Raw genomic sequence first — 25,959 nt, 5'->3', positions numbered from 1 at the left:
CATTCGCGCTGCGGTCTTGGTTCGAGCCTAAGCCAGCGCCTGGTGGGCGATTTGGATCAGGTTGCCGCAGGTGTCGTCAAGCACTGCTGTGGTCACCGACCCCATATTGGTGGGCTCCTGGGTGAAGCGCACCCCGAGGCCGCGCAGCCGCTCGTACTCCGCCCCGACGTCCTCGACGGCGAAGGAAGTAAACGGGATGCCGTCGGTGACCAGGGCCTTCTTGAACGGCTTAACAGCGGGGTGCTCGTCGGGTTCGAGGATGAGTTCGGTCCCGTTAGGGTCCTCCGGGGACACCACGGTGATCCACCGGTGCTCGCCCAGTGGAACGTCAGTCTTCTGTTTGAAACCGAGGACCTGGGTGTAGAACCGCAGTGCCTTGTCTTGGTCGTCAACGAGCACGCTGGTCAGATTGATTCTCATGGTGATCCTTCCCTGGCACCCGTGTCACGATGACGACCGGGATCGGCTTTGAGCCACCGCTGAACGATCGGTACGAGCGGCGTGGTGTTGATGTAGTGGAACTTGTACCTGCCTTCGCGCCGAGTCTCGACCAGCCCCGCCGCCGCAAGGACATCAATGTGCTGTGAGATCGCCTGCCGCGACGAACCAAGCCCGTGCTTGGTTGCCAGCCGCGCGCAGATCTCAAAGAGCGTCTGCCCATTTCGATCAGCCAATTCGTCGAGAATTGCGCGGCGTGTGGGATCGGCCAAGGCCTTGAAGACGTCACCCACTCTCCGACGTTATGCAAGCAGCTGCTTGCCTGTCAAGGTTGGCTACGCCGGAAACGAATCAGCGCTGGTTACCAGTCGGCGTCGGTGTATTTGATGACGCCGCGGATGTTCTTGCCGTCGAGCATGTCCTGGTAGCCGTCGTTGATGTCTTCGAGCCGGTAGGTGCTAGTCACCATCTCGTCGACCTTGAGCAGTCCGGACTTGTACAGCCCCACCAGCCGCGGCGTCTCGACGTGCGAGCTGCCGCCGCCGAAGATGTTGCCCTTCAACGTCTTCTGCAACATTGTGAACAGGAAGAGGTTGAGCTTGACGTCGACGTCGGTCATCGCGCCCATGCCGGTCACCACACAGGTGCCGGTCTTGGCGGTCAGCGTCATCGCTTCTTCGATCATCTCGCCGCGGATCTCGCCGACCGCGATGATGGTCTTGTCGGCCATCAGGCCGTAGGTGAGGTCGATCATTGGCGCGATGGCCTCGGCCATGGTCGGGTAGACGTGGGTGGCGCCGAATTTGACGGCCTGGTCGCGCTTGTACTCCACCGGGTCGATCGCGATGACGTGCTTGGCGCCGGAGAGCACCGCGCCCTGCAGCGCGCTCATCCCGATGCCGCCGACACCTACGATCGCCACGGTGTCGCCGGGTTGGACCTCGGCGACGTTGGTGGCCGAGCCGAATCCGGTGGGCACCGCGCAGCCCATGATCGCAGCAGCCTCGAACGGCACGTCGGGGTCGATCTTGACGACGGAGTCCTTGTGGACGGTCATGTAGGGGGCGAACGTGCCGAGCAGGTTCATCGGCGACACGTCGTGCGACCCGGCGCGCACCCGGTGGGTTCCGTCGGCGATGGCCTTACCGCCGAGCAGCACCGCGCCGCGGTCGCATAGCGACCGGAAGCCCTTCAGACACGGTGGGCACTGGCCGCAGGCCGGGATGAACGCCAGGATGACGTGATCACCCTCTTGCAGGCCGCTGACGCCCTTGCCGACCTTGGTGACGACGCCCGCACCCTCGTGGCCGCCCAGTGCCGGCAGCCCGATCGGGGTGGCTCCCGTGGTCAGGTGGTAGTCGGAGTGGCACATGCCGGCGGCATGCAGTTGGATCTGGACTTCGTCAGCGACGGGATCGCCCACCTCGATCTCGTCGACTTTGAACGGCGAGTTGAGCTCCCACAGCAGAGCGCCCTTGGTCTTCATGCCTCGCGATCTTAACCACCCGACCAGAACGCGTTACAAAACAGGTCACTGTTGATGCTTTGACCTGCATTGATACGGCGCTATGCGCTCTTGTGTGGTACGCCCACCGTCAGGCCGCCGTCCACGACGAATTCCCCGCCGGTGGAGTACGACGATTCGTCGGAGGACAGGTAGACGACGCAGGCCGACACCTCGCCCGGCTCGGCGCCGCGTCCCAGCGGGATCTGCAGGAAGTCCTCCGGAATGCCGGCTGTCATCGGGGTGCGAATCAGCCCGGGGTGGATGGAGTTGACCCGGATGTTGTGCGGCGCCAGCTCCAGCGCGGCCGCCTTGGCCAGTCCCCGCACGCCGAACTTGGATGCGACGTAGCCGTAGAGCCCGGGGCTGCCGCGCAGACCTTCGACCGAGGAGATGTTGATGATCGAACCGCCGCCGGCCGCGATCATCGGTTCCACCGCGGCCTGCATGCCCAGGAACGTGCCGGTGAGGTTGATGTCGATGATCTGCTGCCAGTCGGTGAGCGGGAAGTTCTGCAGCGTGTTGCCGTTGACGATGCCGGCGTTGTTGACCAGCACGTCGAGCCTCCCGAACTGCGTGACGGCGGTCTGTACGGCCGCCTTCCACTGATCGGGCTGGGTGACGTCGAGGTGGACGAAGCGGGCCGCGTCGCCTAGTTCTTTGGCCAGTGCGGTGCCGTCGTCGTCGAGGATGTCGCCGACGACGACCTTGGCTCCTTCGGCGATCAATGCCCGTGCGTGCGCGGCGCCCATACCGCGTGCGCCGCCGCTGATCAGTGCAACTTTTCCGTCTACGCGTCCCATGGCGGGTCACGCTAACAGCAGCGTTTGGGCATGCTTGAGCGCCTTGTCGAGTTCGGCGAGCGTCAGCTGTTCGGGCCGGCCCAGGTGGATCTCGATCTGGTATGCCGGTTGGCCGTCGCTATCGTAGATCGGCAAGACGACGAATTCCGTTGAGGCCAGCTCCGTTTCGAGCTTATCGGTCACCGAGTGCAGGGTGACCATCGTCATCAGTGTGCTGAGCTGACGAGTCACTTGCGCAGTCGGCTCCAGGGACGCCAAAACGGCCGTGAGTCGATCGTGCAGCGAGGCGTGGGCGTCGTCGAAGCGCCAGGCGCCATAGCCGCGGTGGCGGATGTCGGCGAGCACCCGTCGATGCGCGGCGATATCGGCGGGGGTCAACCGGGGCTGGACGCGACGCAGCCACGCGTCGACGGCGTCGTCGTCGCGCCAGGCCATAGCCACCAGACCGAACGGCGGGTCGATCGGAAAGCGTTGGCCGACAGCGTGTTCGCTGTCGGTCCCGTGGCCCACCGTGTCGACGGTAATCAGCTGCCGCTCGCTGATTTTCGACATCGAGCAGCCAGCGCTCAGCGTCTCGTGCAAGAAGGTGAGTGCGTCGCGGCCGCGGTCAAGCAACGGGAATTGTTTGCGCAGCCCGTGGACCAGGCCGAACAGTCCGCTGCCCAGCACGTAGCGGCGGTCGTCGCGGCGGGCCACCCAGCTGCGTTGCTCTAATTCGGCCAGCACCAGCGCGCACGTCGACGTGCTGATACCGCAGCACTTCGCCAGCTCGGCCGATGTGCGCCCGTCGGGTGAATCCGTCAGTGCGGCAAGGACATCCATGACACGAGCGGTGGGCGGCGATTTGACCGTTGACGAAGCCACAGCCACCTCCCTACGATCCGTCCAGAATATAGTTTCCGGTGTCCTAATATTAGGAGATCACGGTGTTCAAGGTCGCGGTGTGGGGTCCGGGTTCGATGGGGCTGATCGCGTTGCGCGGAGTGATCGACCACCCTGCGCTGGAGTTGGTGGATCTCGTCGTGCACAGCGACGCCAAGGCGGGCCGGGACGCGGGGGAACTGTGCGGGATCGCCCCGGTGGGTGTGGTGGCGACACAAGACCCCGCTTCTCTGCTGGCCGGTGACGCCGACGCGGTGGTCTACGCCGCGGCGGCGAATCTGCGTCCGGCCGAGGCGATCGCGGACATGGTGTCGATTCTGCGGGGCGGCAAGAACGTGGTGTCCTGCTCGGTGGTGCCGCTGGTCTTTCCCGACGGCGTCGACGCCGCGTTCACCGATCCGTTGCGGGAAGCCGCGCTGGCCGGAGGTGTGTCGTTCTTCACCACCGGCATCGACACCGGATTTGCCAACGATGTTCTGCCACTGGCGCTTTCGGGAGTGTCGCGGGTCATCGAAAGTGTGCGGGTGACCGAGATGTTCAACTACGCGACCTATCCGGACAAGGCGGCGGTCTACGAGATCCTCGGATTCGGCAAGCCGCCGGAGTTCCCTGCCTTCGCGGCGCAGCCGGGAATGTTCACGTTCGGCTGGGGCCCGGTGCTGCACCAGCTCGCCGCCGGGGTGGGCGTGAAAATCGACCACATCGAGGAGAACGTCGAGCGGGTCGCGGCGTCCGAGTCGTTCGACACACCGACCGGGCATATCGCCGCCGGCACGATCGGCGCGATGCGGTCGACATTGACCGGATACGTCGACGGCAGAGCAACTTTCGTCGTCGACCATGTCACCCGCATGCACGACGGCATGGCGCCGGATTGGCCGCAGCCGCACATCTCGATTGAGCCGCGCGACTTCGGCTACGGGGCGGCCTCGGGGCGCGGCGCATACCGGGTCGAGATCGAAGGCTCGCCGAGCATGCGCTGCGAGTTCGAGATGGCCGACGACCACGACCACGACCTGGGCGCGCGGATGGCCGGCGCGTCGCGAATGGTCAACGCCATTCCGGCGGTGTGCGAGGCGCGGCCCGGCCTGCTCTCCGCGCTGGACCTGCCACTGATCACGGGCGCTGGTCTGGTCCGGGCGGTGCCCGGCCCGTCGCCGGATTCGCGTCGTTGCTAGGCGCCGAATGTGGACTTAATCAACGCTTTTCCACAAGCGACGTTGCAGAAGCCCACATTCGACTTGCGCTGTCGGCCGGTGCTGACAAGGTCAGCGCATGGGGGAGCATGGTTGGCCGTTTGTCGGCACCGAAGCATTGGCGGAAGGACGAGTTACCAAGCGCACCTTACGCAGCCGACATGAGATGATCTATCGCAATGTCTACGTGCCGAGGGGTCACGAGTTGACCGCCGTCACGAAAGGGATCGCGGCCTGGCTGTGGTCCGGACGAGCTGCCACGGTCGCTGGCCTGTCGGCCGCCGCGCTGCATGGTTCAAACTGGATCGATCCCCGGCTCCCTGCGGAGTTGAATCGGACTGAGGCGTGCAATGTCGACGGCATTGTCATCCATCGCGAGAAACTTCGGGATGACGAGAGCTGTCTGGTCCGTGGGATGCCAGTGACCACACCGGCGCGCACAGCCTTCGACCTAGCTCGCCGGAAAGGCGTGACTACGGCGGTGATTCGACTGGATGCGCTCGCCAACGCAACCGGCGTCAATCCAGTCAGTATTGAATCCGTCGGCCAAAATCATCGCGGCGCGCGTGGGCTCATCCAATTGCGGCGAGTTCTGGAGCTGATGGACGGCGGCGCGGAATCGCCACAGGAAACGCGGACGCGGCTCGTGCTCGTCCGTGCTGGACTGCCAAAACCAAAGACGCAGATCGTCGTACGCGATCGTTACGGTATTCCGTTCGCCCGCATCGACATGGGATACGACGAGTGGAAGGTCGGCGTGGAGTTCGACGGTCCGCAACACTGGACCGATCCGGCGATACGGACCGCCGACGTCGATCGGCAGGCCGAGCTTGCCGCGCTCGGCTGGCGGCTGGTGCATGTCAGCGGTGACATGCTGCGGTATCGGTCCGATGTCGTGGTGGTTCGCACATGTGATGCTCTGCAGGCCGCTGGCTGCACCTGGCTCGCCGATTGTGGACTTGAGGAACGTTTCCGGCGCCGATACGTGGCATAAGTCCACACTCGGCAGCTACAGGTGGTCGGGCAGGCCGAACCGCTCGAACAAGCTTGTGTCGAGGAATGCGACGACGTGACCGACACCTGCATCGGTGATCTCCAGAACCTGCAACTGGAACGGCAGGTGGCGATCGCCGTCGCGCATATACATCGCGGCGGCGGGCTGACCGTTGGCTGTCAACGGAAGAAGCCGCATATCGCCAGCCGCTTGCGCGGGGCATTGCTGGCGGACCAGGGTGGCGATGGCCTGCGCGCCCTGATACCAGCCGACGAACGGCGGCATCTCCCAGACCGCCTCGCTGGTGAACAGCTCCACCAGCCGGTCCACGTCGTAGGCCTCGAACGCCGCGATGTAGCGGGCCAACCGGTCTTGCGCGTCCGGTGAATCGGGTGCCGCCAGCCGGTCTTCGGCGCTGGGCCCGACCGCTTCCAGCTGCGCGCGCGCCCGCTGCAGCAGGCTGTTGACGGCGGCCGTGCTGGTGCCGATGGCCTCGGCGACCTCGGCGGCCTTCCACTGCAGCACGTCGCGCAGCACCAGCACCGCCCGCTGGCGTGGCGAGAGGTGCTGCAGTGCCGCGACGAACGCCAGCCGCACCGACTCACGTGAGCCGACGATGTCGGATGGATCACCGGCCGGGTCCGGCAGCGGTTCCAGCCACGCAATCTCGGTGCGTTCCACCAACTCGGCAGTCGGATCCGAACTGGGCGCGCCCAGCCCACTGGGCAACGGCCGGCGTTGCCGGCCCTCCAATGCGGTCAGGCAGGTATTGGTGGCAATGCGGTGCAACCAGGTGCGCACGGACGACTTGCCTTCGAAGCGGTCGTAGGCCTTCCACGCCCGCAGGTAGGTTTCCTGCATCAGGTCCTCGGCATCGTGCAGCGAGCCGGTCATCCGGTAGCAGTGTGCAAGCAGTTCACGCCGGTACGGCTCCGCTTCAGCGGAGAAGTCGCTCTCGAAGCCCTCTGCGACCAAACTCACCCGAGTGAGCTTACGCAGCACGTGTGACATGCTGCCTCTGATGAGTACCACCCGCACCGAACGAACCTTCGACGGCGTCGGCGGCGTGCGCATCGTCTACGACGTCTGGACACCCGACGCAGCACCTCGCGGGGTCGTCGTGCTGTCGCACGGGTTCGGCGAACACGCCCGACGCTACGACCACGTCGCGCAGCGATTCGGCGACGCCGGGCTGGTCACCTACGCGCTGGACCATCGCGGGCACGGCCGCTCCGGCGGGAAGCGGGTACTGCTCCGGGATATCTCGGAGTACACCGGCGACTTCGACACGCTGGTGGGAATCGCCACCAAGGAATACCCCGCCTGCAAACGCGTCGTGCTGGGACACAGCATGGGCGGCGGGATCGTGTCCGCCTACGGCGTCGAACGCCCCGACAACTACGACCTGATGGTGCTCTCGGGTCCGGCAGTGGCCGCGCAGCAGCAGGTGTCGCCGCTGTTGGCGTTCCTGGCCAAGACCCTCGGCGCCGTCGCAGCGGGCCTGCCGGTGCAGGCACTCGACTCCAGCGCGATATCCCGCGACCCGGCCGTAGTAACCGCCTACAACACCGACCCGCTGGTGCACCACGGCAAGGTGCCCGCCGGCATCGCCCGCGGGCTGCTGCTGGTCGGCCAGACGATGCCTGCGCGCGCTCCCGCGCTCACCGCGCCGCTGCTGATCGTGCATGGATCCGAGGACAGGCTGATCTCCGTCGACGGCAGCCGGCGGCTGGCCGAATGCGTCGGATCCAGCGATGTCGAGCTCAAGGTCTATCCCGGCCTCTACCACGAGGTGTTCAACGAGCCCGAGCAGAATCAGGTGCTCGACGACGTGATTTCGTGGATCAACGCGCGGCTGTGAATGGCTGCACCGAATTGTCATACAGGTGAGCTAGTTTGGCGCTTATGACTGACGACAAGATGCTCGCGCGGATCGCGGCGCTGCTGCGTCAGGCCGAAGGCACCGACAACGTCCACGAGGCTGAGGCGTTCATGGCGGCCGCGCAGCGACTGGCCACCGCGACCTCCATCGACTTGGCGGTCGCCCGAGCGCATGCGGCCAAACGCACGCCCGCCCAGTCACCGATACAGCGCACCATCACCATCGGTGAGGCCGGCACCAAGGGCTTGCGGACCTACGTGCAGCTGTTCGTGGTCATCGCCCACGCCAACGACGTGCGCTGCGACGTGGCGTCGAACTCGACATTCGTCTATGCGTACGGGTTCGCCGAGGACATCGACGCCACCCATGCGCTGTACGCAAGCCTCGTGGTTCAAATGGTCCGCGCGTCGGATGCCTACATCGCCTCCGGTGCACACCGGCCCACGCCGACAATCACCGCGCGGCTGAATTTCCAGCTGGCGTTCGGCGCCCGGATAGGGCAGCGGCTGGCTGAGGCCCGGGAACAGGCCCAACAAGACGCCAAGAAGGACCGCGGCAGACCACCGGGAACCGCAATCGCACTGCGCAACAAGGAAATCGAGTTGCGCGACTACTATCGCGGCGCGTCGAAGGCCCGCGGCACCTGGCGGGCCAGCAACGCCTCGGCGGGGTACTCGTCGGCGGCACGCCGTGCGGGTGACCGGGCCGGCCGGAGGGCTCGGCTCGGCAACAGCGCGGAGCTGTCGGGAGCGCGGGCCGCGCTGGAGTGATGGGCATTGCCGACCGCGACACGCAGCGCTCGAGGGTCTACGCCGCCGAGGAATTCGTTCGCACACTGTTCGACCGTGCCGCCGAGCACGCTTCACGCAGCGTCGAGTTCTTCGGCGCGCAGCTGACACTGCCGCCGGAAGCGCGGTTCGGCTCGGTGGCCGCGGTACAGCGCTACGTCGACGACGTGCTGTCCCTACCGGCGGTGCGGGAGCAGTGGCCGGGCACGCCGCCGCTGCGGGTGCGGGCCCGGCGGGCCGCCACCGCCGCGCACTACGAAAGCGGCACGGGCACAGGCGTTATCGCGGTACCCGATCGCGATACCGCCGACTGGGCAATGCGTGAACTGGTCGTGCTGCACGAGATCGCCCACCATCTGTGCGACCAGTCGCCCCCGCACGGACCGCAGTTCGTCGCGACCGTGTGTGCATTGGCCGAGCTGGTGATGGGACCCGAACTCGGGTACGTGCTGCGGGTCGTGTACGCGAAAGAAGGTGTGCGGTGACCGATCCCGACGTGCGCGCCTGCGAAGTCGAAGCGCAAATGACTGACTACGAGCGGTTTTCGTTGCTGTGCAGCGTGATGGGCGCCAGCGACCTGTTGCCGATCCGCGATGAGCGTATCCCGCCGGACGTTCCGATGAGCGCCGGCTACGTGCCCGGTGTCCCGCGCCTCGGGGTGCCCGCGCTGCTGATGAGCGACGCCAGCCTGGGCGTCACCAATCCGGGCTACCGGCCCGGCGATAGCGCCACCGCGCTGCCCGCCGGCCTCGTGCTGGCGGCAAGCTTCAACCCGGCCCTCGCCCGCGCCGCCGGTGAGGCGATCGCCCGCGAAGCCCGCAGCCGCGGGTTCAACGTGCTACTGGCCGGCGGGATCAATCTCGCCCGCGACCCGCGCAACGGGCGCAACTTCGAATACCTCTCCGAGGACCCACTTTTGAGCGCGGTGATGGCCGCAGAGTCGGTCACCGGCATCCAGCAGCAGGGCGTCATCTCGACCCTCAAGCACTACTCGCTGAACTGCAACGAAACCAACCGGCACTGGCTGGACGCCGTGATCGATCCCGACGCACACCGCGAATCCGACCTTCTGGCCTTAGAAATCGCCATCGAGCGGGCATCTCCCGGCGCGGTGATGACCGCATACAACAAAGTCAACGGCGAGTATGCCGGCGGCAACGACGACCTGATCGACGGCGTGCTGAAAGGCGCCTGGGGATACCGGGGTTGGGTGATGTCCGACTGGGGCGCGACACCGAGTTGGGAGTTCGCGGTCAACGGCCTCGACCAGGAATCAGGGGCGCAGGTCGACGCCATGCTGTGGGCGGGCGAGGCGTTCGGTGACCCGCTCAAGGCCGCCTACGCCGACGGGAAACTGTCCGCAGAACGCCTGTCGGACATGGTGCGACGAATCCTACGGTCGATCTTCGCGGTGGGTGTCGACCAGTGGGACGCGACGCCCCCGGCGGACATGACAGCCCACCACGAGATCGCGCTCGAGATCGCGCGACAGGGCATCGTGCTGCTGAAAAACGATGGTCTGCTGCCGCTTTCGCCCGATGCGCGTATCGCGGTCATCGGCGGTTGCGCCCAACTCGGTGTGCCCGCGGGCTGCGGGTCGAGCACCGTGGTCCCGCCGGGCGGCTTCGCCGACGTGTTCCCGCTCGGCTGGCCGGGCGGCCTGCGCAACCTGTACCTGGTGCCGCCGTCGCCGGTCGCCGAGCTGCGACGGCAGCTGCCGAACGCCAGCGTCGAATTCGATCCGGGTCTCACTCCAGCCGAGGCGGTGCTGGCGGCGCGGCGGGCCGATGTGGCCGTCGTGTTCGCCATCCGCGTGGAAGGCGAAGGCCTCGACAGCGCCGACCTGTCGCTGCCGTGGGGTCAGGACGAGGTGATCGCCGCGGTCGCCGACGCCAACCCGAACACCGTCGTGGTGCTCGAGACCGGCAACCCTGTCGCAATGCCCTGGCGCGATAAGGTCAACGCGATCATGCAAGCCTGGTACCCGGGCCAGGCCGGTGCGCAGGCAATCGCCGAAATCCTTGCCGGACAAGTCAACCCGACCGGCCGACTGCCGGTCACATTCCCGGTCGACCTCGGCCAGACGCCACGGCCCGACTTGCCCGGGCTGGGCGCACCGTGGGGAACCGCGACCACCATCCGCTACACCGAAGGCGCCGAGGTCGGCTATCGCTGGTTCGCCCACCGGGGCCTCGAGCCGATGTTCGCGTTCGGACACGGCCTGTCCTACACCAGCTTCGAGCATCGCGACCTCGCGCTCGTCGGCGGCGACACCGTCACCGCCAGCCTCACCGTGGTGAACACCGGCAATCGTCGCGGCGCCGACGTACCCCAGCTCTATCTGATTGCGGCCCCGGACGGAGAGCGGTTGCGGCTGTTGGGGTTCGAGCGGGTGCAACTCGACGCGGGAGAGTCGCGCCGAGTCACGATCGAGGCGGATCCGCGCCTCTTGGCCCGCTATCGCGACGGCAGGTGGTGCGTCGCCGCCGGCCGTTATGCGGTCGCCGTGGGCTCGTCGGCGGTGGCCCTGGCGCTTAAGGGCGAAGCCGAGCTAACCGGCCGCGTCTTCGGACGCTGACCGGTCAGCCCGGCGACTCCGCTAGCTGACGGCGACCAGCTCGTCGCCGCACGTGCAGCGGTATGCCTCGCCCGAACCCGCGCAGTGGCATTCGACCTCGATACGAACGCGGCATCCGCATCCCTCGTGGCCGCAGGTGAGCAAGGTCCCAGCCTCGTAATTGCTCATGAAGTCAACCCTGTCTCTAGTTGGGATCCCGGAGGATTCCGGGATGCTTGCCCGCTCGCAGCATATACCCCATAGGGGTATGGAGTAAAGGCTGTCATACGGATTCCGCTGATCGGCTAGCGTGGGCGTCATGACTGCGCAGCCGAACCCGAAGGAAGTCGACGCATTTCTGGACGCGACGGTGGTGGGCGACGATCCGGATTTGACGGCCGCACTCGAGGCCAGCGACGCGGCCGGGTTGCCGCGCATCGCCGTGTCGGCCCAACAGGGCAAGTTCCTGTGCCTGCTGGCCGGCGCGATCGGGGCCCGTCGCATCCTGGAAATCGGCACCCTGGGCGGGTTCAGCACCATCTGGCTGGCCAGGGGCGCCGGACCCGAGGGGCGGGTGGTCACGCTGGAATACGAGCACAAGCACGCCGAGGTCGCGCGCGCAAACCTCGCCCGCGCCGGCGTCGCCGACCGGGTGGAGGTGCTGGTGGGACCCGCGTTGGAAACGTTGCCGACGGTGACCGGGCCCTTCGACTTGGTGTTCATCGATGCCGACAAAGAAAACAATGTCGGCTACCTGGAGTGGGCGGTCCGGCTCTCCCGTCCGGGCTCAGTCATCGTGGTGGACAACGTTATTCGGGAAGGACGGATCCTGGCAGCGGACTCCGGCGACGAGGCAGTCAAGGCGTCGCGGCGAACCCTGGAGCTGATGGGCGCGCACCCGCGCCTGGACACGGCGGTGGTACAAACAGTCGGAGCCAAAGAGTGGGATGGCTTCGCGATGGCGTTGGTCAAGTAGGCGTCAAGTCCTCGACGGCCCGCCGGGCCGAGGTCACCTCGTTGATGCGCAACGCCGTTTCGCCGGCGTAGAGGGCGCCGCAGTCCACCGACGACTCGGGCATGCCGTCCAGCGGCGCCAGCGGCGAAAACACCGGCAAAGCAGGGGACTGCAGACGGATCAGTGCACCGGCGTCGAAGTAACCCAGCACGCCCAGCCACCGGCTGGCGGCGTTGAGAGCGGTCGGCAGTGCCTTGGCGGACCCGTCGTCGCGGCACCACCGCCGGGTGGCGGCGTTGGGGACGACCCGGTGGCGAAGCGGCCAACTCAGTCCGAACAGCGTGGTTTCGACGGTCCTGTCGGCGTTGATGATTCGCCGTTGGTACTCCGGGTGCGCGCTGGCCTCATGGGTCATCAGGAATCTCGTTCCGGCGACGACGCCGGCGGCTCCGGCGTCCAGTGCCGCGCGCGTGTCGGCGCCGGTGGCGACTCCGCCGGCGACGAATACGGGCCGCCGGCCGGCGACCGCCCGTGCTCGAGGCAGGAACTCGAGCGCGGGTACGGTTCCGACGAGATGTCCGCCGGCCTCGCGGCCCTGGGCGATCAAACCGTCGGCGCCCCAATCGATTGCGTCGCCGGCTTGCGGTTCGGTGCCCACCATCACTAATACGAAGATCCCGGCGTCGCGGAGACGCTGCACCAGGTGGCGATCGCCGCCGAAGGCCACCACCGCGACGTCGACCCGATGCTCGATGCACACCTCGACGTGGCTGCGCCGCGCGAAGGGCATCAACAGGTTGACCGCGACGGCGCGACCGGGGGCCTGCGCGCGCACCTGTTCGATTGCCGACCGCAATCGGCCCGGTGACACCAGCCCGAGCGTGCCCAGTCCGCCTGCCTGGGCGACCGCTGCGGCCAGTCGCGCGCCCGCCAGTCCGCCGCCCATGCCGGCCTGGGCGACCGGGACGTCGAGCCGGAGTCGGTCTGCGATCTCCATGAGACTCGACGCTAGTTCACCGCTGGTCGAGTGCCGCTCATTTTCGTTGCTGGCAGACGAGCGGCGAGCGTAATCTTGGAGCAGGTGGATGGGTTGCAGAAGGCCCAAAAGGCTTGCTGCATAACAGAAAGGTCACAAAATGAGCACAGTCCATTCATCAATCGATCACCACCCGGATTTGTTGGCTCTGCGGGCCCGGTATGAGCGGGCCGCCGAGTCGATGTCCGCGCAAGGCACCTTCGGTCTGACTTTGCTGACGGCGGTCTATGCGGCTGTCTCGCCGTGGATCGTCGGCTTCCAGATGACCAGGCCGCTGGCTGTCAACGACCTGATCGTCGGTCTTGTGTGCGCGGCGCTGGCGTATGGGTTCGCGGCCGCACTGGACCGCACTCACGGCATGACCTGGACGCTGCCGGTGTTGGGGGTGTGGTTCATCGTTTCGCCGTGGGTCATCTACCACGTCTCGCCGCACGGCGGCATGATCTGGTCGAATGTGATTGCAGGTGCGGTGCTGACGGTGCTGGGCTTGAACGCGATGTACTTCGGTATGCGGGCGCGCAGCGACGAAGCAAAGCACGCATAGCCAGACCGGGCGCCGATTCTCCCTGACCCGGCCGGGCGAACCGGCCGGGACAGGCCTTGTGCGCCATCATGTTTCGACAGGTCGGCGCCAGACTAGAAGGTAACGCCAGAACACCAGGCGTCGCACCTGCGCGCCGGGCAGCGTTGCGGTTGCCACTTGCCGGGCCCGGCGGGTTGTCAGCGGTGGATCGACACCCTTTGGCAGCTGCCCCATCAGCAGGCGTTGGTAGTAGGCGTTGTGATCCCACGCCAGCCAATCCGTCGCTGCCAAGGTTATGTGCAGACCGCCCCGATTGCCGCGGACCCCACCAGCTTGGTGTACTTGGCCAGCACTCCGCTGGTGTAGCGCGGTGGCAGCGGGGTGAAACCCGCACGCCGGGAAGCAAACTCGCCGGTGTCGACGAGCACGTCCAGTGTTCCGTTGGCGACGTCGAGGCGGATGCGGTCGCCGTCGCGCAGGAACGCGATCGGTCCGCCGTCGACCGCCTCCGGGGCGATATGGCCGACACAGAGTCCGGTGGTGCCGCCGGAGAAGCGGCCGTCGGTCAATAACAGCACGTCCTTACCCAGCCCGGCGCCCTTGATGGCGCCTGTGATGGCAAGCATTTCGCGCATCCCGGGCCCGCCCTTGGGGCCCTCGTAGCGGATCACCACCGCGTCGCCCGCGGTGATCGTGCCGTCTTCCAAAGCATCAAGCGCGGCTCGTTCCCGGTCGAAAACCCTTGCAGTGCCTTCGAACACGTCGGAGTCGAAGCCCGCCGACTTGACCACCGCGCCCTCCGGTGCCAGCGATCCGTGCAGGATCGTGATCCCGCCGGTCGGGTGGATAGGATTTTGCAGCGCTCGCAGCACCTTGCCGTCGGGATCGGGCGGGGCGACGTGCGCGAGGTTTTCGGCGACGGTCTGTCCTGTCACGGTCAGGCAATCACCATGCAGCAGACCGGCATCCAGCAGTGCTTTCATCACGACCGGGACACCGCCGACGCGGTCGACGTCGAGCATCACATGCCGGCCGAACGGCTTGACGTCGGCCAGGTGCGGCACCCGCGAACCTATGCGGCTGAAATCCTCCAGCGACAACTTGACGTTGGCCTCGTACGCGATCGCCAACAGGTGCAGCACAGCGTTGGTCGAGCCGCCGAACGCCATCACCACCGCGATCGCGTTCTCGAAGGCCTCCCTGGTGAGGATGTCGCGGGCGGTGATTCCGCGGCGCAGCAGTTCGATCACGGCCTCGCCGCTGTGGCGGGCGAACACGTCGCGGCGGCGATCCGCCGCCGGAGGTGCCGCGCTGCCGGGCAGCGACATGCCCAGTGCCTCAGCGGCGCTGGCCATCGTGTTGGCGGTGTACATGCCCCCACAGGCGCCCTCGCCGGGGCAGATGGCCCGCTCGATCGCGTCGACGTCCTCGCGTGGCATCAGCCCGCGCGCACACGCGCCGACCGCCTCGAACGCGTCGATGATCGTCACCTCGCGCTCGGTCCCGTCGGACAGCTTGGCCCGCCCGGGCAGGATCGAGCCCGCGTAGAGGAACACTGCGGCCAGGTCCAATCGCGCGGCGGCCATCAGCATTCCGGGCAGCGACTTGTCGCAGCCGGCCAACAGCACCGAGCCGTCGAGCCGCTCGGCCTGCATCACGGTTTCCACGCTGTCGGCGATCACCTCGCGCGACACCAGCGAGAAGTGCATGCCCTCGTGGCCCATCGAGATGCCGTCGGACACCGAGATCGTGCCGAACTCAAGCGGATAGCCCCCCGCGGCGAAAACCCCTTCCTTCACCGCCTTGGCGAGGCGGTCCAACGACAGGTTGCACGGCGTGATCTCGTTCCACGACGACGCCACACCGATCTGGGGCTTGGCGAAGTCGTCGTCGTCCATGCCGACCGCGCGCAGCATTCCGCGGGCGGCGGCCTTTTCCAGACCGTCGGTGACGTCGCGACTGCGGGGTTTGATATCAGGGGTACGTGCCTTGGTTTGGGGCATGGCCCAAGTATGCGCGGGCCGAGAGCACCTCCCAAATCTATTTCCATACCCCGCAGGGGTACCCTGTAAGCATGACAGCCGCACACGGCTACTCGCCGCAGAAGGACAACTACGCCAAGCGGCTGCGCCGCATCGAGGGACAGGTGCGGGGCATCGCCAAGATGATCGACGAGGACAAGTACTGCATCGACGTCCTCACCCAGATCAGCGCGGTCAACAGCGCGCTGCGGTCCGTGGCGTTGAACCTGCTCAACGAGCACCTCGGACACTGCGTGAGCCGCGCGGTGGCCGACGGCGGCGACGAGGCCGACGTGAAACTCGCCGAGGCGTCCGCCGCGATCGCGCGACTCGTGCGTTCCTGACGCGCACACGCCCGAATACCCATGATTGAGTGCTGGTCATGGGCGAAGTGCGTACGGTAAGTGCAGCCCTGATGACCGCCGAAACCGAAACCCTTCGCAGCGGACCGTGGACGCCGCGGATCGCGGTGCAGTTGTCGGTGCTGGCCGCCGCGGCATTCATCTATGTCACGGCCGAAATCGTGCCGGTGGGCGCGCTGCCCGCCATTGCGCGCGATCTGCATGTCAGCCTGGCATTGGTCGGCACCTTGTTGTCCTGGTACGCGCTGGTGGCGGCGTTGACGACGATTCCGCTGGTGCGCTGGACGGCGCACTGGCCGCGGCGGCGGACGCTGCTGCTGACGCTGGCCTGCCTGACCATGTCGCAGCTGGTGTCGGCGCTGGCTCCCAATTTCGGGGTGCTGGCCGGCGGACGAGTGCTGTGTGCGGTTACCCACGGCCTGATGTGGTCGGTGATCGCGCCGATTGCGACCCGGTTGGTGCCGCCCAGCCACGCCGGACGCGCGACGACGGCGATCTATGTGGGCACCAGCCTGGCCCTGGTGGTCGGCAGCCCGCTGACCGCGGCGATGAGCCTGATGTGGGGCTGGCGCTGGGCCGTGGTGTGCGTGACCATCGCCGCGGGCATCGTCACCCTGGCCGCGTGGCTGGTGCTGCCGGAGATGGTGCTCTCGGCAGCGCAGCTCGAGCGGGTCGGGCCGCGGGCCCGCCACCACCGCAACGGCCGGCTGTGGGCGGTGAGCTTGCTCACGATGGTGGCCGTCACCGGGCATTTCGTGTCGTACACCTTCATCGTGGTGGTCATCCGCGACGTCGTGGGGGTGCGGGGACCCAACCTGGCCTGGGTGTTGGCCGTCTACGGGATCGCCGGGCTGGTGGCCGTCCCGGTGGTGGCCCGCCCGCTGGACCGCCGGCCCAAACGTGCGGTGATCGTGTGCATGGCCGGCCTGACGGCGGCGTTTGTCCTGTTGACCGCGCTGGCGTTCGGTGGTCGGGCCACTGCGGCGACGGCGCTGGTGGGGACCGGTGCGATCGTGCTGTGGGGGGCGATGGCGACCGCGGTGTCGCCGATGCTGCAGTCGACGGCGATGCGCAACGCCGCGGGTGACCCCGACGGGGCGTCGTCGCTGTACGTCACGGCGTTCCAGGTGGGCATCATGGCCGGTTCGCTGGCTGGCGGCCTGCTCTACGAACACAGCGTGCCGATGATGCTGTCCGCATCGGCGGTTCTGATGGGCGTCGCGCTGGCGGGAATGACCGCGAGCCGGCACATCTTCGACGTGCCCGCCGGCCACGAGTAACGGTTCCGGCCTTCTGCCCGATGACGCATTAGCGCAGGTCAGCGCGATTAAGGGGGATACCGGGCAGCCGCTGACTGCCGGGCCGCTGTCCGCGCTATGCCACACTGGGTGGGACTGTGACTGGAGGTATGCATATGTCGCGATGGACGAGGGGAGCTCTCGTCGCCGCGCTCAGCACAGCCGGATTGACCGCTGTGCTGACGCTGGGCACCGGTTCGGCGCTGGGCGATCCGGACCAGCCGCCGCCACCCGGCGACCCTGGCGTGGCAGAGCCCGCACCCGCGGACCCGTTGGCGCCGCCGCCCCCGGCCGACCCGATCGCTCCGCCCCCGGCTGACCCACTGGCCGGGCCGCCGGCAGCACCGGTTGCACCGGCGGCACCGGCGACTCAGCCTGCGACCGCCACGGGGCCGGCGGCGGGCCAGAACCCCGAGCCCTTCACGGGCCAGCCGCCGTTCCTGCCGCCGACGTTCACTCCGGTCAGCGGCTCGATGGTCGGCGTCGCCCAGCCGATCATCATCAACTTCCAGCGGCCGATTGCCGACAAGCCGATGGCCGAGCAGGCGATCCACATTTCGTCGACCCCGCCGGTGCCGGGCAAGTTCTACTGGATGACCCCCACCCAGGTGCGGTGGCGCCCGATCAACTTCTGGCCGGCCCACACCAACGTGCACATCGACGCGGCGGGCACCACGTCGGACTTCCACACCGGCGACGCGCTGGTGGCAACCGCCGACGACGCGACGCACACGATGACCGTCACCCGCAACGGGACCGTAGAGAAGACCATCCCGATGTCGATGGGTATGGCGGCAGGCGGCCACCAGACCGCCAACGGCACCTACTACGTGCTGGACAAAAAGGCCAAGGTGGTGATGGATTCCACCACCTACGGCGTGCCGGTCGACTCGACGTACGGCTACAAGGTGAACGTCGAAAACGCCGTGATGTTCGACAACAGCGGCGACTTCGTGCACAGCGCGCCGTGGTCGGTGGCCGATCAGGGCAAGCGCAACGTCAGCCACGGCTGCATCAACATCAGCCCGGCCAACGCCAAGTGGTTCTTCGACAACTTCGGCACCGGCGATCCCATCGTCGTGAAGAACTCCGTCGGCACCTACAGCAAGAACGACGGCTCCAACGACTGGCAGCTCTAGCCCGGCCACCAGACGCAGAATCGCACGAATCCGCTTCGCGGAGTGCGATTCTGCGTTCCCCCACCTGTGGTGTGGGCCCAGCTCGCGCTGCCTAATTCCAGATGCGCACCCGACGGGCCGGCTCCAAGTACAACGCATCGTTCTCGGCGACGTCGAACGCGTCATAGAAGGCGTCGATGTTGCGGATGACGCCGTTGCAACGGAACTCCGGCGGCGAATGCGGATCGACCGCCAGACGCCGAATCGCCTCGGCGTCACGGGATTTGGTCCGCCACACCTGCGCCCAGCCGAAGAACACCCGCTGCACGCCGGTGAGCCCGTCGATCACCGGGGCGGGACGGCCGTTCAGCGACAGCTGATACGCGAGCAGGGCTATTGAGAGCCCGCCCAGATCGCCGATGTTCTCGCCGACGGTGAACGCCCCGTTGACACGGTGACCGTTGTCGAGTGCTCGCGGCGTGTAGCCGTCGTATTGCTCGATCAACGCCTTGGTGCGGGCACCGAACTCGGCGCGGTCGTCGTCGGTCCACCAGTCGACCAGGTTGCCGTCGCCGTCGTATTTGGCGCCCTGGTCGTCGAACCCGTGCCCGATCTCGTGTCCGATCACCGCGCCGATGCCGCCGTAGTTGGCGGCGTCGTCGGCCTGGGGATCGAAGAACGGCGGCTGCAAAATGCCTGCGGGGAAGACGATTTCGTTCATCCCGGGGTTGTAGTAGGCGTTGACGGTCTGCGGGGTCATGAACCACTCGTCGCGGTCGACGGGACCGCCGAGCTTGGCAAGCTCGCGGTCGTGGTTGACCGCGTAGCCGCGTTGGTAGTTGCCGTAGAGATCATTGCGGTCGATCACCAGCGCCGAATAGTCGCGCCACTTGGCGGGATAGCCGATCTTGGCGGTGAACTTGTCCAGCTTGGCCAGCGCACGTTGCCGGGTCTGCGGCGTCATCCAGTCCAGGCCCTCGATGCTGATCCGGTATGCCTCGCGCAGGTTGTCCACCAGCGCGTCCATGCGGGCCTTGGCCTCCGGCGGGAAATGTCTTTGCACGTACAGCTTTCCGACGGCGTCGCCCAGCAGTCCCTCCACCATCGACACGCCGCGCTTCCAGCGCTCGCGGATCTCTTCGGCCCCGGTCAGCGCGCGGCCGTAGAACGCGAAGTCTTCGCGAACCAGCGCATCGGTCAACAGCCCGGCGCGGGCGTGGATCAACCGCCAACGCGCCCAACGCTTCCAGTCGTCGAGGTCCTCGCCGTGCCACAGCGCCGCGAACTCGGTGAGGTAATCCGGTTGGCGCACAACAAGTTCCGCCACCGCGTCCGGTGTGCTGCCCAGCGCGCTCACCCAACCGGTCCAGTCGAAACCCGGTGCCTCGGTGGAAAGGTCGGCGAACGTACGCAGGTTGTACGTGAGGTCGGCGTCGCGGCGCTTGACCACATCCCAGTGCGCGGCAGCCAGTTTGGTCTCCAATGCCACGATGCGGCCGGCCGTTTCGGCATGGTCCGCCGCGTCACCGCCGTACACCAACGTGAACATCCGCGCGATATGACCGGGATAGGCGGCCAGCAGCTCGGCGTGCTGGTCGTCGCGGTAGTAGGACTCGTCGGGCAGCCCCAGCCCCGACTGGTTGACATGCACAAGGTAACGGGCGGAGTTCTTCTCGTCGGTGTCGACGTACACGCCGACCCCGCCTCGCACGCCGGTGCGCTGCAGCGCACCCACCACCGCGGCCAGCTCGTCGGCGTCGGCAGCGTCGTCGATCAGCGCCAGCTCGTCCAACAGCGGCCGCAGGCCGCGCCGTTCGACGGCCTCCTCGTCGAGGAAGCTGGCGTAGAGGTCGCCGATGCGTTGTTCGTCGGTGCCGGCCGCGGCGGAGCGCTCGCTGAGTTCGGTGATCAGGTCGCGGACCTGCTCTTCTGCCCGGTCGAACAGGCAGCGGAAGGCGCCGTCGGTCGCGCGGTCGGGCGGGATCTGATACTCGGCCAGCCAGCGGCCGTTGACGTGACCGAACAGGTCGTCTTGCGGGCGGACACCAGCGTCGACTTGGCTCAGGTCGATGCCCGAGCGGATTGCTTCTACCGTCACCCTGCCATCCTTACCATCGATCGGCAGGTAGCCTCACGGCCATGCCCGACGCCGAGCAGAGCGAGCCGGCCGCCGAAGAAGCGCCCGGCGGCCCGATCTTCTCCGTCTACGGCATCGGCTCGACCGTGCTGGGTGTGCTGTCGGTCGCGGCCATCGCGCTGGGCGTGCTCATCTGGACGACGCACCGCGGCGACGTCGACGAGCGGCACTACCAAAGCCGCGTCATGCAGACCGCCGCCGAGTGGACCGGCGTGCTGATCAACATGAACACCGACAACGTCGACGCCAACCTGCAGCGGCTCCACGACGGCACCGTGGGAGAACTCAACGCCGACTTCGACTCCGCCATGCAGCCCTACCGCCAGGTCGTCCAGCGGCTACAGGCCCGCAGCACCGGCCAGATCGAGGCCGTCGCGATCGAAAGCGTGCATCACGAGCCGGACGCCCAGCCGGGCCGGCGGCCGGCCGACCCGCTGCCGGCGGGAATCGCCCGGCGCACCGACACCGTCATGGTGGTTGCCACGTCGGTCAGCGAGAACGTCGGCGGCAAGCCGCAGATCGTGCACTGGAACCTGCGGCTGGCGGTGTCCGACGTCGACGGCAGGCTGCTGATCTCGCAGCTGGGGTCGATCCGATGAGAAACGCGTGGCGGGTGGCGGCGTTCGACGTGGCGGCGCCGCTGGCGGCGATCGCGGCGCTGCTGGCGATCGGGGTGGTGCTGGCCTGGCCGCTGTGGTGGGTGGCGGCGTGTTCGGCGCTGATCCTGCTGATCGTCGAGGGCGTGCTGGTCAATTTCTGGCTGCTGCGACGGGATTCGGTGACCGTGGGCACCGACGACGACGCCCCGCAGCTGCGGCTGGTTGTCGCGGCGCTGTGCGCGGTGGCGCTGGTGGCCGCGGTGCTGACCGGGTATTACCGCTGGACGACGCCGGACCGCGAGCTCAAACGCGACTCGGCCGAAGTGGTCCGGATCGCGACCGGGATGGCGGAGGCGGCGGCGTCGTTCTCGCCGGGCGCCCCGAGCGCGTCGATCGATCGGGCGGCGGCGATGATGGCGCCCGACAAGGCCGGGCCGTTGAAGGAGCAATACGCCAAGTCCAGCGCCGACCTGGCCCGTCGCCACGTCAACGCCCAGGCCCAGACGCTGGCGGCCGGTGTCGAAGCGATCGGACCGTCGGCGGCCGTCGTGGCGGTGATCCTGCGGGTCACCCAGGATGTGCCGGGTCAGCCGCCCGAGCACGCCAGCCCGGCGGTGCGGGTGGTGCTGAGCAAGGACAGCGGAAGCTGGCTGGTGCAGAACTGGTCGCCGATCAATTCACGGTAGCGGCGATCGCAAGCGCGACGCAGGGGGCGCTGGGGGTACCGCCCGCTTGCGGGGGACGGGTCGCCGCAATTTATGACAGCCGCGCGTGCTCGACCATCAGGCAACGGTCCATCACCACGTGCAGCCCGGCGGCCGCGGCGTCGCGGCCCACCTGTTCGTGCCACAGACCTTGCTGCAGCCAAAGGGTTTTCGGGTGCGGTTGCAGCGCGAGCGTGTCGCCCAGCACGGCCGGCAACTCGTCGAACCGGCGGAAGACGTCGACCATGTCAGGAATCACCGGCAGATCCGCCAGCCGCGGATACACTCGGGCGCCGTCGATTTCCGTGATCGTCGGGTTGACCGGGAACACCTGATACTGGCCGGTCGAAACAAGATACGAATAGATCTCGTAGCTCGGCCGGGTGTGTTTGGCCGAGGCGCCGACCACCGCGATCGTGCGGGTCTCGGCCAGGATTCGCCGCAGCGCGGCGTCGTCGGGCGAAGCCGTCATCCGTTGTCCGGCGCGCGCCGCGACCGCGACTTGGCGAACCGGTCGGACAGCCGTCGCATCCGGATCATCAGCGACGCCGACGGGCTGACCCTCGCCTCGAGATAGTCGGCCAGTTCCTCGACGGGGACCCCGATGCGCGACGCGAATTCCCGTGGGCCCAGCCCGGATCGGTCCATCAGCAGGCGCACGTGGCGGGCGACTTCTTCGCGCTCGTTGGCCTCCAGGTGCGCGCGGGCGCGATCGAGCACCTCGGCGAGTGCTTTGGAGATGCCGTAGGGGCGGGCCCGCTCGAGAACCTCTTCGACCTGACGCGCGGTGCGGCCGTACGGGTCTCGCTTGATCGCGACCGCGATCTGCTTCCATGTCGCGATGTCGCCGCTGTCCAGCGCGGCACGGATCGCCGAGGTGGGCCAGAACTCGACGGGCTGGTCGGCGTAGGCAGGGCGAGGCGGCCGCTGCGGCGCCGGGCGCGGACGCGGGGCGGCGGGGGACCGATACGGCGCCGGTCCGGGGCGTCGGTCCGATGCCAACGTCACCTCGCCTCCTCCAGCATCGCCACCGCCACCGACAGGCAGCGCTGCCTGACCTCCTCCCAGTCTGCCTTCCCATCCGGTTCGGGCCACTGATCGTCCTCGACATCGGACGGGTGTGGATCCGCGAGCCGACGAACCAACTGGGTAGCGATCCATTGTCGCTTAGATGATGGACAACAGTAGTACTTGTCCATGCCCGCCAGCACGACCGCGGCGGTTTCAGGCTCCATCGTGTCGACCAGCTCAGCAAATTCCGCGTAGTCGCGGCTGCTGTTGCGCGACATGATCAGGAATCCCTTGAGACGTAGTGTTTCGGCGCCGGTGGGGATTTGCAGGCGATCGCCGGTGGGCAACTGCACGTGGGTGGTTTCCACCGGGCTGCGCCGCTCGAACCGTGGCTTGTCGGCTCTCCGTTGGCTTTCCAGCGCATCGAGCGCGACGGAAAGCCGACCCCGCCACAGCGTCACGGGGTGCACCGGCCGCACCGAGCGCCCGGTGCCGTTGCGGTACGGCAGGCCCCCGACGAGCTTGCGGGTCACCGACCCGTTGCCGGCAGCGGCCATGGCGACGCGGTGGGTGGCGGCGTCGTCGCTGCCCTTGACCCGTCCCCGCAGATCGCCGTTACGCCCGCATCCGGTGAAGGCCAGCGGGTCGGCCACGCAAATCGCATCCGGGACAAGGTGTTTGAGCTTGGCCGCCGACTTGAGCACCATCCGCAGGTCGGCGCCCGGCACCACCGGGGCGGAGATGTCGTCGGGAATCATCACGACGTCGCCGAGATCGGCCACGGGCAGCGGTTTTTCGAAGTCCACCGACGGCAGGATGCGGTGCAGCCAGGCCGGCAGCCACCAGTTCCACTGGTCGAACATCGCCATCAGCGCGGGCACCATCACCAGCCGCACCACGGTGGCGTCCACCGCGATCGCCACCGCACAGGCCACCCCGATCTCGGCAACCAGCGGCATGCCGGCGAACGCGAAACCGATGAACACCGCGATCATGATCAGCGCCGCGCTGGTGATCGTGCGGGCACTGGTGCTGACCCCGTAGGCGACGGCGTCGCGGGTGTGGCCGGTCTGTAAGAACCGTTCCCGGATGCGGGTCAGCAAGAAGATCTCGTAGTCCATCGACAGGCCGAACGTCATCGCCAGCACCAGCGGCGGAACCGTGGAATCGATCGAGGTGATCGGTTCGAACCCCAGTTTCTCCAGCCAGCCCCACTGGAAGACCATCACCAAGCTGCCGTAGGCCGCCGCCACCGACAACACCGTCATCAGCACGCCCTTGAACGCCAGGAATACCGACTGGATCGAAACCAGCAACATGACGAACGCGATCAGCGCGACGAACACCAACACCCACGGCTCGGTCCGCGACACCTGGTCGTCGAAGTCTTTGATCAGCGCGGTGGGACCGCCGATGGCCACCTGCGCCGAACCGACCTCGGGCAGGCCGGGCAGATGGGCCCGAAGCCAGTCCACGGTGTGGCGCGCACCCAGATCCTCGGGATCCACGGCAAGCACCGCGGAGAGCATGGCGCTGCTGTTGTCGTCGGCGAACACCGGCGGTGCGACGGTGACGATGTCGGGCGCTTGCGCGATCTCGTGTGCCAATGCCCCGAGTGCCTGGCTGTGCCCGCGGGAGGAGGCGTCGCCGCCCGGGAAGGTGATCAGCACCTGTACCGGGCCCAGCGCGCCGGGCCCGAGCGCCTCGGCCGCGCCGGCCACCCCGGCGCGGATCTCGTGGGAGGAATCGAACTGGCGCAGCAGGCTGTTGCCCAGCACCATCGACAAGGCCGGCGCCGCCATCGCCAGCAGAACCGCCGAGGCCGCCAACGCCCACGCCCACGGCCGGTGCATCACCCAGCTGATCCAGTGCGTCCAGAACCGCGACTGGGTGGTCTCGGGGCGCCGCGACCAGTGCAGCGCCGCCGACCTCTTGGCCGCCGCCCGTCCGAAGGTCGCCAGCACCGCCGGCGTCATCGTGGTGGAGGTCAGCATGGCCACCGCCACCGCCAGGATCGCCCCGGTGGCCATCGACGCCAGCGCCGGGGTGTCGATCAGGTAGATGCCGGTCAGCGAGGCGACGACGGTCATCCCGGACAGCGCCACCGCCAGCCCGGACGTGGCCATGGCGGCGTCGACGGCCTCGGCGGGCTGACGTCCGGCGCGCAGCTCCTCGCGGAAACGCATCAAGATGAACAGCGAGTAGTCGACGGCCAGCGCGATACCGAACATCGACACGGTCGACGTGACGAACACCGACATCGTGGTGTAGGCCGACAGCAGATAGACCAGGCCCATCGTGATCGCGACGGTGCAGATGCCGAGTGCCAGCGGGATCGCGGCGGCGGCCAGCGAACCGAACACCGCCAGCAACACGATCAGGATGATCGGCAGATTCCATTTTTCGGCCGCGGCGATGTCGTGTTTGGTGTTGGCGGCCGCCGCCGTGGACAGCGCGCCCTGGCCGATGACATACAGCCGCACCCGGCCGTTTTCGATCTGCCCGGGTTTATCGCCGTGTACCCCGATCTTGGTGCGCAGCTTCTTGGCGGCGTCGCTGGCGCTGCTGTTGTTGCTGTCGAGCCGCAGGGACACCACATAGGGCCGGTCGGGCTGCGGCGCCCGCTGGGTCGGGTTGGGCACCATCACCACATCGGGAACCTCGCCGGCGACCCGCTTGAGCATGGCCACGGCGTCGTTCATGTCTTCGAAGCTGGCGTCGGCGCGCGGTGCCGCCACCAGCGCCAGCGGCGAAGCGCCCTGATCGGGGTAATGCGCCTCGAGTTCGTCGTGCACGCGCAGCGACTGCGACCCGGCCACCTCGAAGCCGCCGCCGGTCAGGTGCCCCGACTGGGTCACCGTCAAATAGATCGCAGGGATCAGCGCGAGCAACCAACCCGTGAAGACCAGCCAGCGGAAGCGACGCAGGTTGCTGCTGAGGCGCATCATGAACTGCTGGATGGCCGCCCTCCCCGCTTTCCGCGTTTCGTGCAGGCGAGCCTACCGCAGCGTGCTGTAAAGTATCTCGGCTTCGGGTCGCTGAGCTGCAACGACTCGGCATCGGCGACCGTTACCGGCGCCGGGGCGTGTGAGCATTTCGTGCCCGCCAGGATTGGCGGAGGCGCAGCAGCGGATGGCAGGATGACCGGTGG

26 protein-coding genes are annotated in these 25,959 nt (G+C 67.5%); 13 read left to right on the top strand and 13 right to left on the bottom strand.

Going from position 1 to position 25,959, the window contains the following annotated elements; translation table 11 throughout:
* Window positions 1-27: 27 nt before the first annotated feature.
* The 5 genes from G6N47_RS06715 to G6N47_RS06695 form a co-directional block, all read right to left on the bottom strand.
* Window positions 28-420: a VOC family protein gene (locus G6N47_RS06715; RefSeq protein WP_083133182.1), complete on the bottom strand. Its 393-nt coding sequence runs from the start codon at window positions 418-420 to the stop codon at window positions 28-30.
* Entirely contained in the window at window positions 417-731 is a 315-nt protein-coding gene (locus tag G6N47_RS06710) for an ArsR/SmtB family transcription factor (RefSeq protein ID WP_083133181.1), read from the bottom strand. Before G6N47_RS06710 ends, G6N47_RS06715 begins: the two co-directional genes overlap by 4 nt.
* A 68-nt stretch (window positions 732-799) precedes the next feature.
* Complete coding sequence (locus G6N47_RS06705) at window positions 800-1,924, bottom strand: NDMA-dependent alcohol dehydrogenase (protein WP_083133180.1); 1,125 nt, start codon at window positions 1,922-1,924, stop codon at window positions 800-802.
* Window positions 1,925-2,004: 80 nt separating this feature from the next.
* A complete protein-coding gene (locus G6N47_RS06700) occupies window positions 2,005-2,745 on the bottom strand; it encodes a glucose 1-dehydrogenase (protein WP_083133179.1) in 741 nt (246 codons plus the stop codon).
* 6 nt (window positions 2,746-2,751) lie between these two features.
* A complete protein-coding gene (locus tag G6N47_RS06695) occupies window positions 2,752-3,567 on the bottom strand; it encodes a MarR family transcriptional regulator (protein ID WP_083133178.1) in 816 nt (271 codons plus the stop codon).
* Between the two features lie 104 nt (window positions 3,568-3,671).
* Here G6N47_RS06695 and G6N47_RS06690 point away from each other — a divergent pair, with 104 nt between their 5' ends.
* Window positions 3,672-4,805 (top strand): NAD(P)H-dependent amine dehydrogenase family protein, encoded by a 1,134-nt coding sequence (locus G6N47_RS06690; RefSeq protein WP_083133177.1) that lies wholly within the window; start codon window positions 3,672-3,674, stop codon window positions 4,803-4,805.
* A 97-nt stretch (window positions 4,806-4,902) separates the two neighbouring features.
* A complete protein-coding gene (locus tag G6N47_RS06685; protein ID WP_083133176.1) occupies window positions 4,903-5,817 on the top strand; it encodes an endonuclease domain-containing protein in 915 nt (304 codons plus the stop codon).
* 15 nt (window positions 5,818-5,832) lie between these two features.
* Here the strand turns inward: G6N47_RS06685 and G6N47_RS06680 are convergent, their stop codons facing one another.
* Window positions 5,833-6,891, bottom strand: a complete 1,059-nt coding sequence (locus tag G6N47_RS06680) for a sigma-70 family RNA polymerase sigma factor (RefSeq protein ID WP_083133175.1) — start codon at window positions 6,889-6,891, stop codon at window positions 5,833-5,835.
* On the opposite strand from G6N47_RS06680, the gene G6N47_RS06675 reads away from it, so the two are divergent.
* Genes G6N47_RS06675 through G6N47_RS06660 form a run of 4 tightly spaced genes read left to right on the top strand, consistent with a single transcriptional unit; the run spans window position 6,839 to window position 11,065 of the window.
* Complete coding sequence (locus G6N47_RS06675; RefSeq protein WP_083133174.1) at window positions 6,839-7,678, top strand: alpha/beta hydrolase; 840 nt, start codon at window positions 6,839-6,841, stop codon at window positions 7,676-7,678. The two genes, G6N47_RS06680 and G6N47_RS06675, sit on opposite strands and share 53 nt — an antisense overlap.
* Before the next feature lie 44 nt (window positions 7,679-7,722).
* Complete coding sequence (locus G6N47_RS06670; RefSeq protein ID WP_083133173.1) at window positions 7,723-8,469, top strand: DUF2786 domain-containing protein; 747 nt, start codon at window positions 7,723-7,725, stop codon at window positions 8,467-8,469.
* The gene (locus G6N47_RS06665; RefSeq protein WP_083133172.1) at window positions 8,469-8,972 is read left to right on the top strand and encodes a TIGR04338 family metallohydrolase; all 504 of its coding nucleotides are present in this window, start codon (window positions 8,469-8,471) and stop codon (window positions 8,970-8,972) included. Before G6N47_RS06670 ends, G6N47_RS06665 begins: the two co-directional genes overlap by 1 nt.
* Window positions 8,969-11,065 (top strand): glycoside hydrolase family 3 protein, encoded by a 2,097-nt coding sequence (locus G6N47_RS06660; RefSeq protein ID WP_179966367.1) that lies wholly within the window; start codon window positions 8,969-8,971, stop codon window positions 11,063-11,065. The genes G6N47_RS06665 and G6N47_RS06660 overlap by 4 nt, the downstream gene beginning before the upstream one ends.
* A gap of 21 nt (window positions 11,066-11,086) precedes the next feature.
* Here the strand turns inward: G6N47_RS06660 and mymT are convergent, their stop codons facing one another.
* Entirely contained in the window at window positions 11,087-11,233 is a 147-nt protein-coding gene (mymT, locus tag G6N47_RS06655; protein WP_083133171.1) for a copper-binding metallothionein MymT, read from the bottom strand.
* Between the two features lie 130 nt (window positions 11,234-11,363).
* Between mymT and G6N47_RS06650 the strand changes: the two genes are divergently transcribed.
* Entirely contained in the window at window positions 11,364-12,020 is a 657-nt protein-coding gene (locus tag G6N47_RS06650) for an O-methyltransferase (protein WP_083133170.1), read from the top strand.
* On the opposite strand, the gene G6N47_RS06645 is transcribed toward G6N47_RS06650, so the two are convergent.
* Complete coding sequence (locus G6N47_RS06645; protein WP_083133169.1) at window positions 12,013-12,996, bottom strand: NAD(P)H-dependent flavin oxidoreductase; 984 nt, start codon at window positions 12,994-12,996, stop codon at window positions 12,013-12,015. The genes G6N47_RS06650 and G6N47_RS06645 overlap by 8 nt on opposite strands.
* A gap of 139 nt (window positions 12,997-13,135) precedes the next feature.
* On the opposite strand from G6N47_RS06645, the gene G6N47_RS06640 reads away from it, so the two are divergent.
* Complete coding sequence (locus G6N47_RS06640; RefSeq protein ID WP_083133168.1) at window positions 13,136-13,579, top strand: SPW repeat protein; 444 nt, start codon at window positions 13,136-13,138, stop codon at window positions 13,577-13,579.
* A gap of 272 nt (window positions 13,580-13,851) precedes the next feature.
* Here the strand turns inward: G6N47_RS06640 and ilvD are convergent, their stop codons facing one another.
* Window positions 13,852-15,561 (bottom strand): dihydroxy-acid dehydratase, encoded by a 1,710-nt coding sequence (gene ilvD, locus G6N47_RS06635; protein ID WP_083133166.1) that lies wholly within the window; start codon window positions 15,559-15,561, stop codon window positions 13,852-13,854.
* Window positions 15,562-15,632: 71 nt separating this feature from the next.
* Between ilvD and ricR the strand changes: the two genes are divergently transcribed.
* From ricR to G6N47_RS06620, 3 genes are all read left to right on the top strand, one after another.
* The gene (gene ricR / locus G6N47_RS06630) at window positions 15,633-15,923 is read left to right on the top strand and encodes a copper-sensing transcriptional repressor RicR (RefSeq protein ID WP_083133165.1); all 291 of its coding nucleotides are present in this window, start codon (window positions 15,633-15,635) and stop codon (window positions 15,921-15,923) included.
* 71 nt (window positions 15,924-15,994) lie between these two features.
* A complete protein-coding gene (locus G6N47_RS06625) occupies window positions 15,995-17,221 on the top strand; it encodes an MFS transporter (RefSeq protein WP_083133249.1) in 1,227 nt (408 codons plus the stop codon).
* Window positions 17,222-17,355: 134 nt separating this feature from the next.
* Complete coding sequence (locus tag G6N47_RS06620; protein WP_083133164.1) at window positions 17,356-18,378, top strand: L,D-transpeptidase; 1,023 nt, start codon at window positions 17,356-17,358, stop codon at window positions 18,376-18,378.
* Window positions 18,379-18,469: 91 nt separating this feature from the next.
* Here the strand turns inward: G6N47_RS06620 and G6N47_RS06615 are convergent, their stop codons facing one another.
* Entirely contained in the window at window positions 18,470-20,455 is a 1,986-nt protein-coding gene (locus G6N47_RS06615) for a M13 family metallopeptidase (protein ID WP_083133163.1), read from the bottom strand.
* A gap of 41 nt (window positions 20,456-20,496) precedes the next feature.
* On the opposite strand from G6N47_RS06615, the gene G6N47_RS06610 reads away from it, so the two are divergent.
* Window positions 20,497-21,093 (top strand): hypothetical protein, encoded by a 597-nt coding sequence (locus G6N47_RS06610; protein ID WP_083133162.1) that lies wholly within the window; start codon window positions 20,497-20,499, stop codon window positions 21,091-21,093.
* Window positions 21,090-21,779, top strand: a complete 690-nt coding sequence (locus G6N47_RS06605) for a hypothetical protein (RefSeq protein ID WP_083133161.1) — start codon at window positions 21,090-21,092, stop codon at window positions 21,777-21,779. Before G6N47_RS06610 ends, G6N47_RS06605 begins: the two co-directional genes overlap by 4 nt.
* A 70-nt stretch (window positions 21,780-21,849) precedes the next feature.
* Here the strand turns inward: G6N47_RS06605 and G6N47_RS06600 are convergent, their stop codons facing one another.
* Genes G6N47_RS06600 through G6N47_RS06590 form a run of 3 tightly spaced genes read right to left on the bottom strand, consistent with a single transcriptional unit; the run spans window position 21,850 to window position 25,756 of the window.
* The gene (locus tag G6N47_RS06600; protein WP_083133160.1) at window positions 21,850-22,269 is read right to left on the bottom strand and encodes a CoA-binding protein; all 420 of its coding nucleotides are present in this window, start codon (window positions 22,267-22,269) and stop codon (window positions 21,850-21,852) included.
* Window positions 22,266-22,805, bottom strand: coding sequence for a transcriptional regulator (locus G6N47_RS06595; RefSeq protein ID WP_083133159.1), 540 nt, complete (start codon window positions 22,803-22,805; stop codon window positions 22,266-22,268). The genes G6N47_RS06600 and G6N47_RS06595 overlap by 4 nt, the downstream gene beginning before the upstream one ends.
* Window positions 22,802-25,756 carry an MMPL family transporter gene (locus tag G6N47_RS06590; RefSeq protein ID WP_083133158.1) on the bottom strand — a complete coding sequence of 985 codons (2,955 nt, stop codon included), beginning with the start codon at window positions 25,754-25,756 and terminating at the stop codon, window positions 22,802-22,804. Before G6N47_RS06590 ends, G6N47_RS06595 begins: the two co-directional genes overlap by 4 nt.
* Between the last annotated feature and the right edge of the window lie 203 nt (window positions 25,757-25,959).

The organism is Mycobacterium branderi, assembly GCF_010728725.1.
Classification (GTDB): Bacteria; Actinomycetota; Actinomycetes; order Mycobacteriales; family Mycobacteriaceae; genus Mycobacterium; species Mycobacterium branderi.
This window is presented reverse-complemented; position numbering and strand designations above follow the sequence as displayed.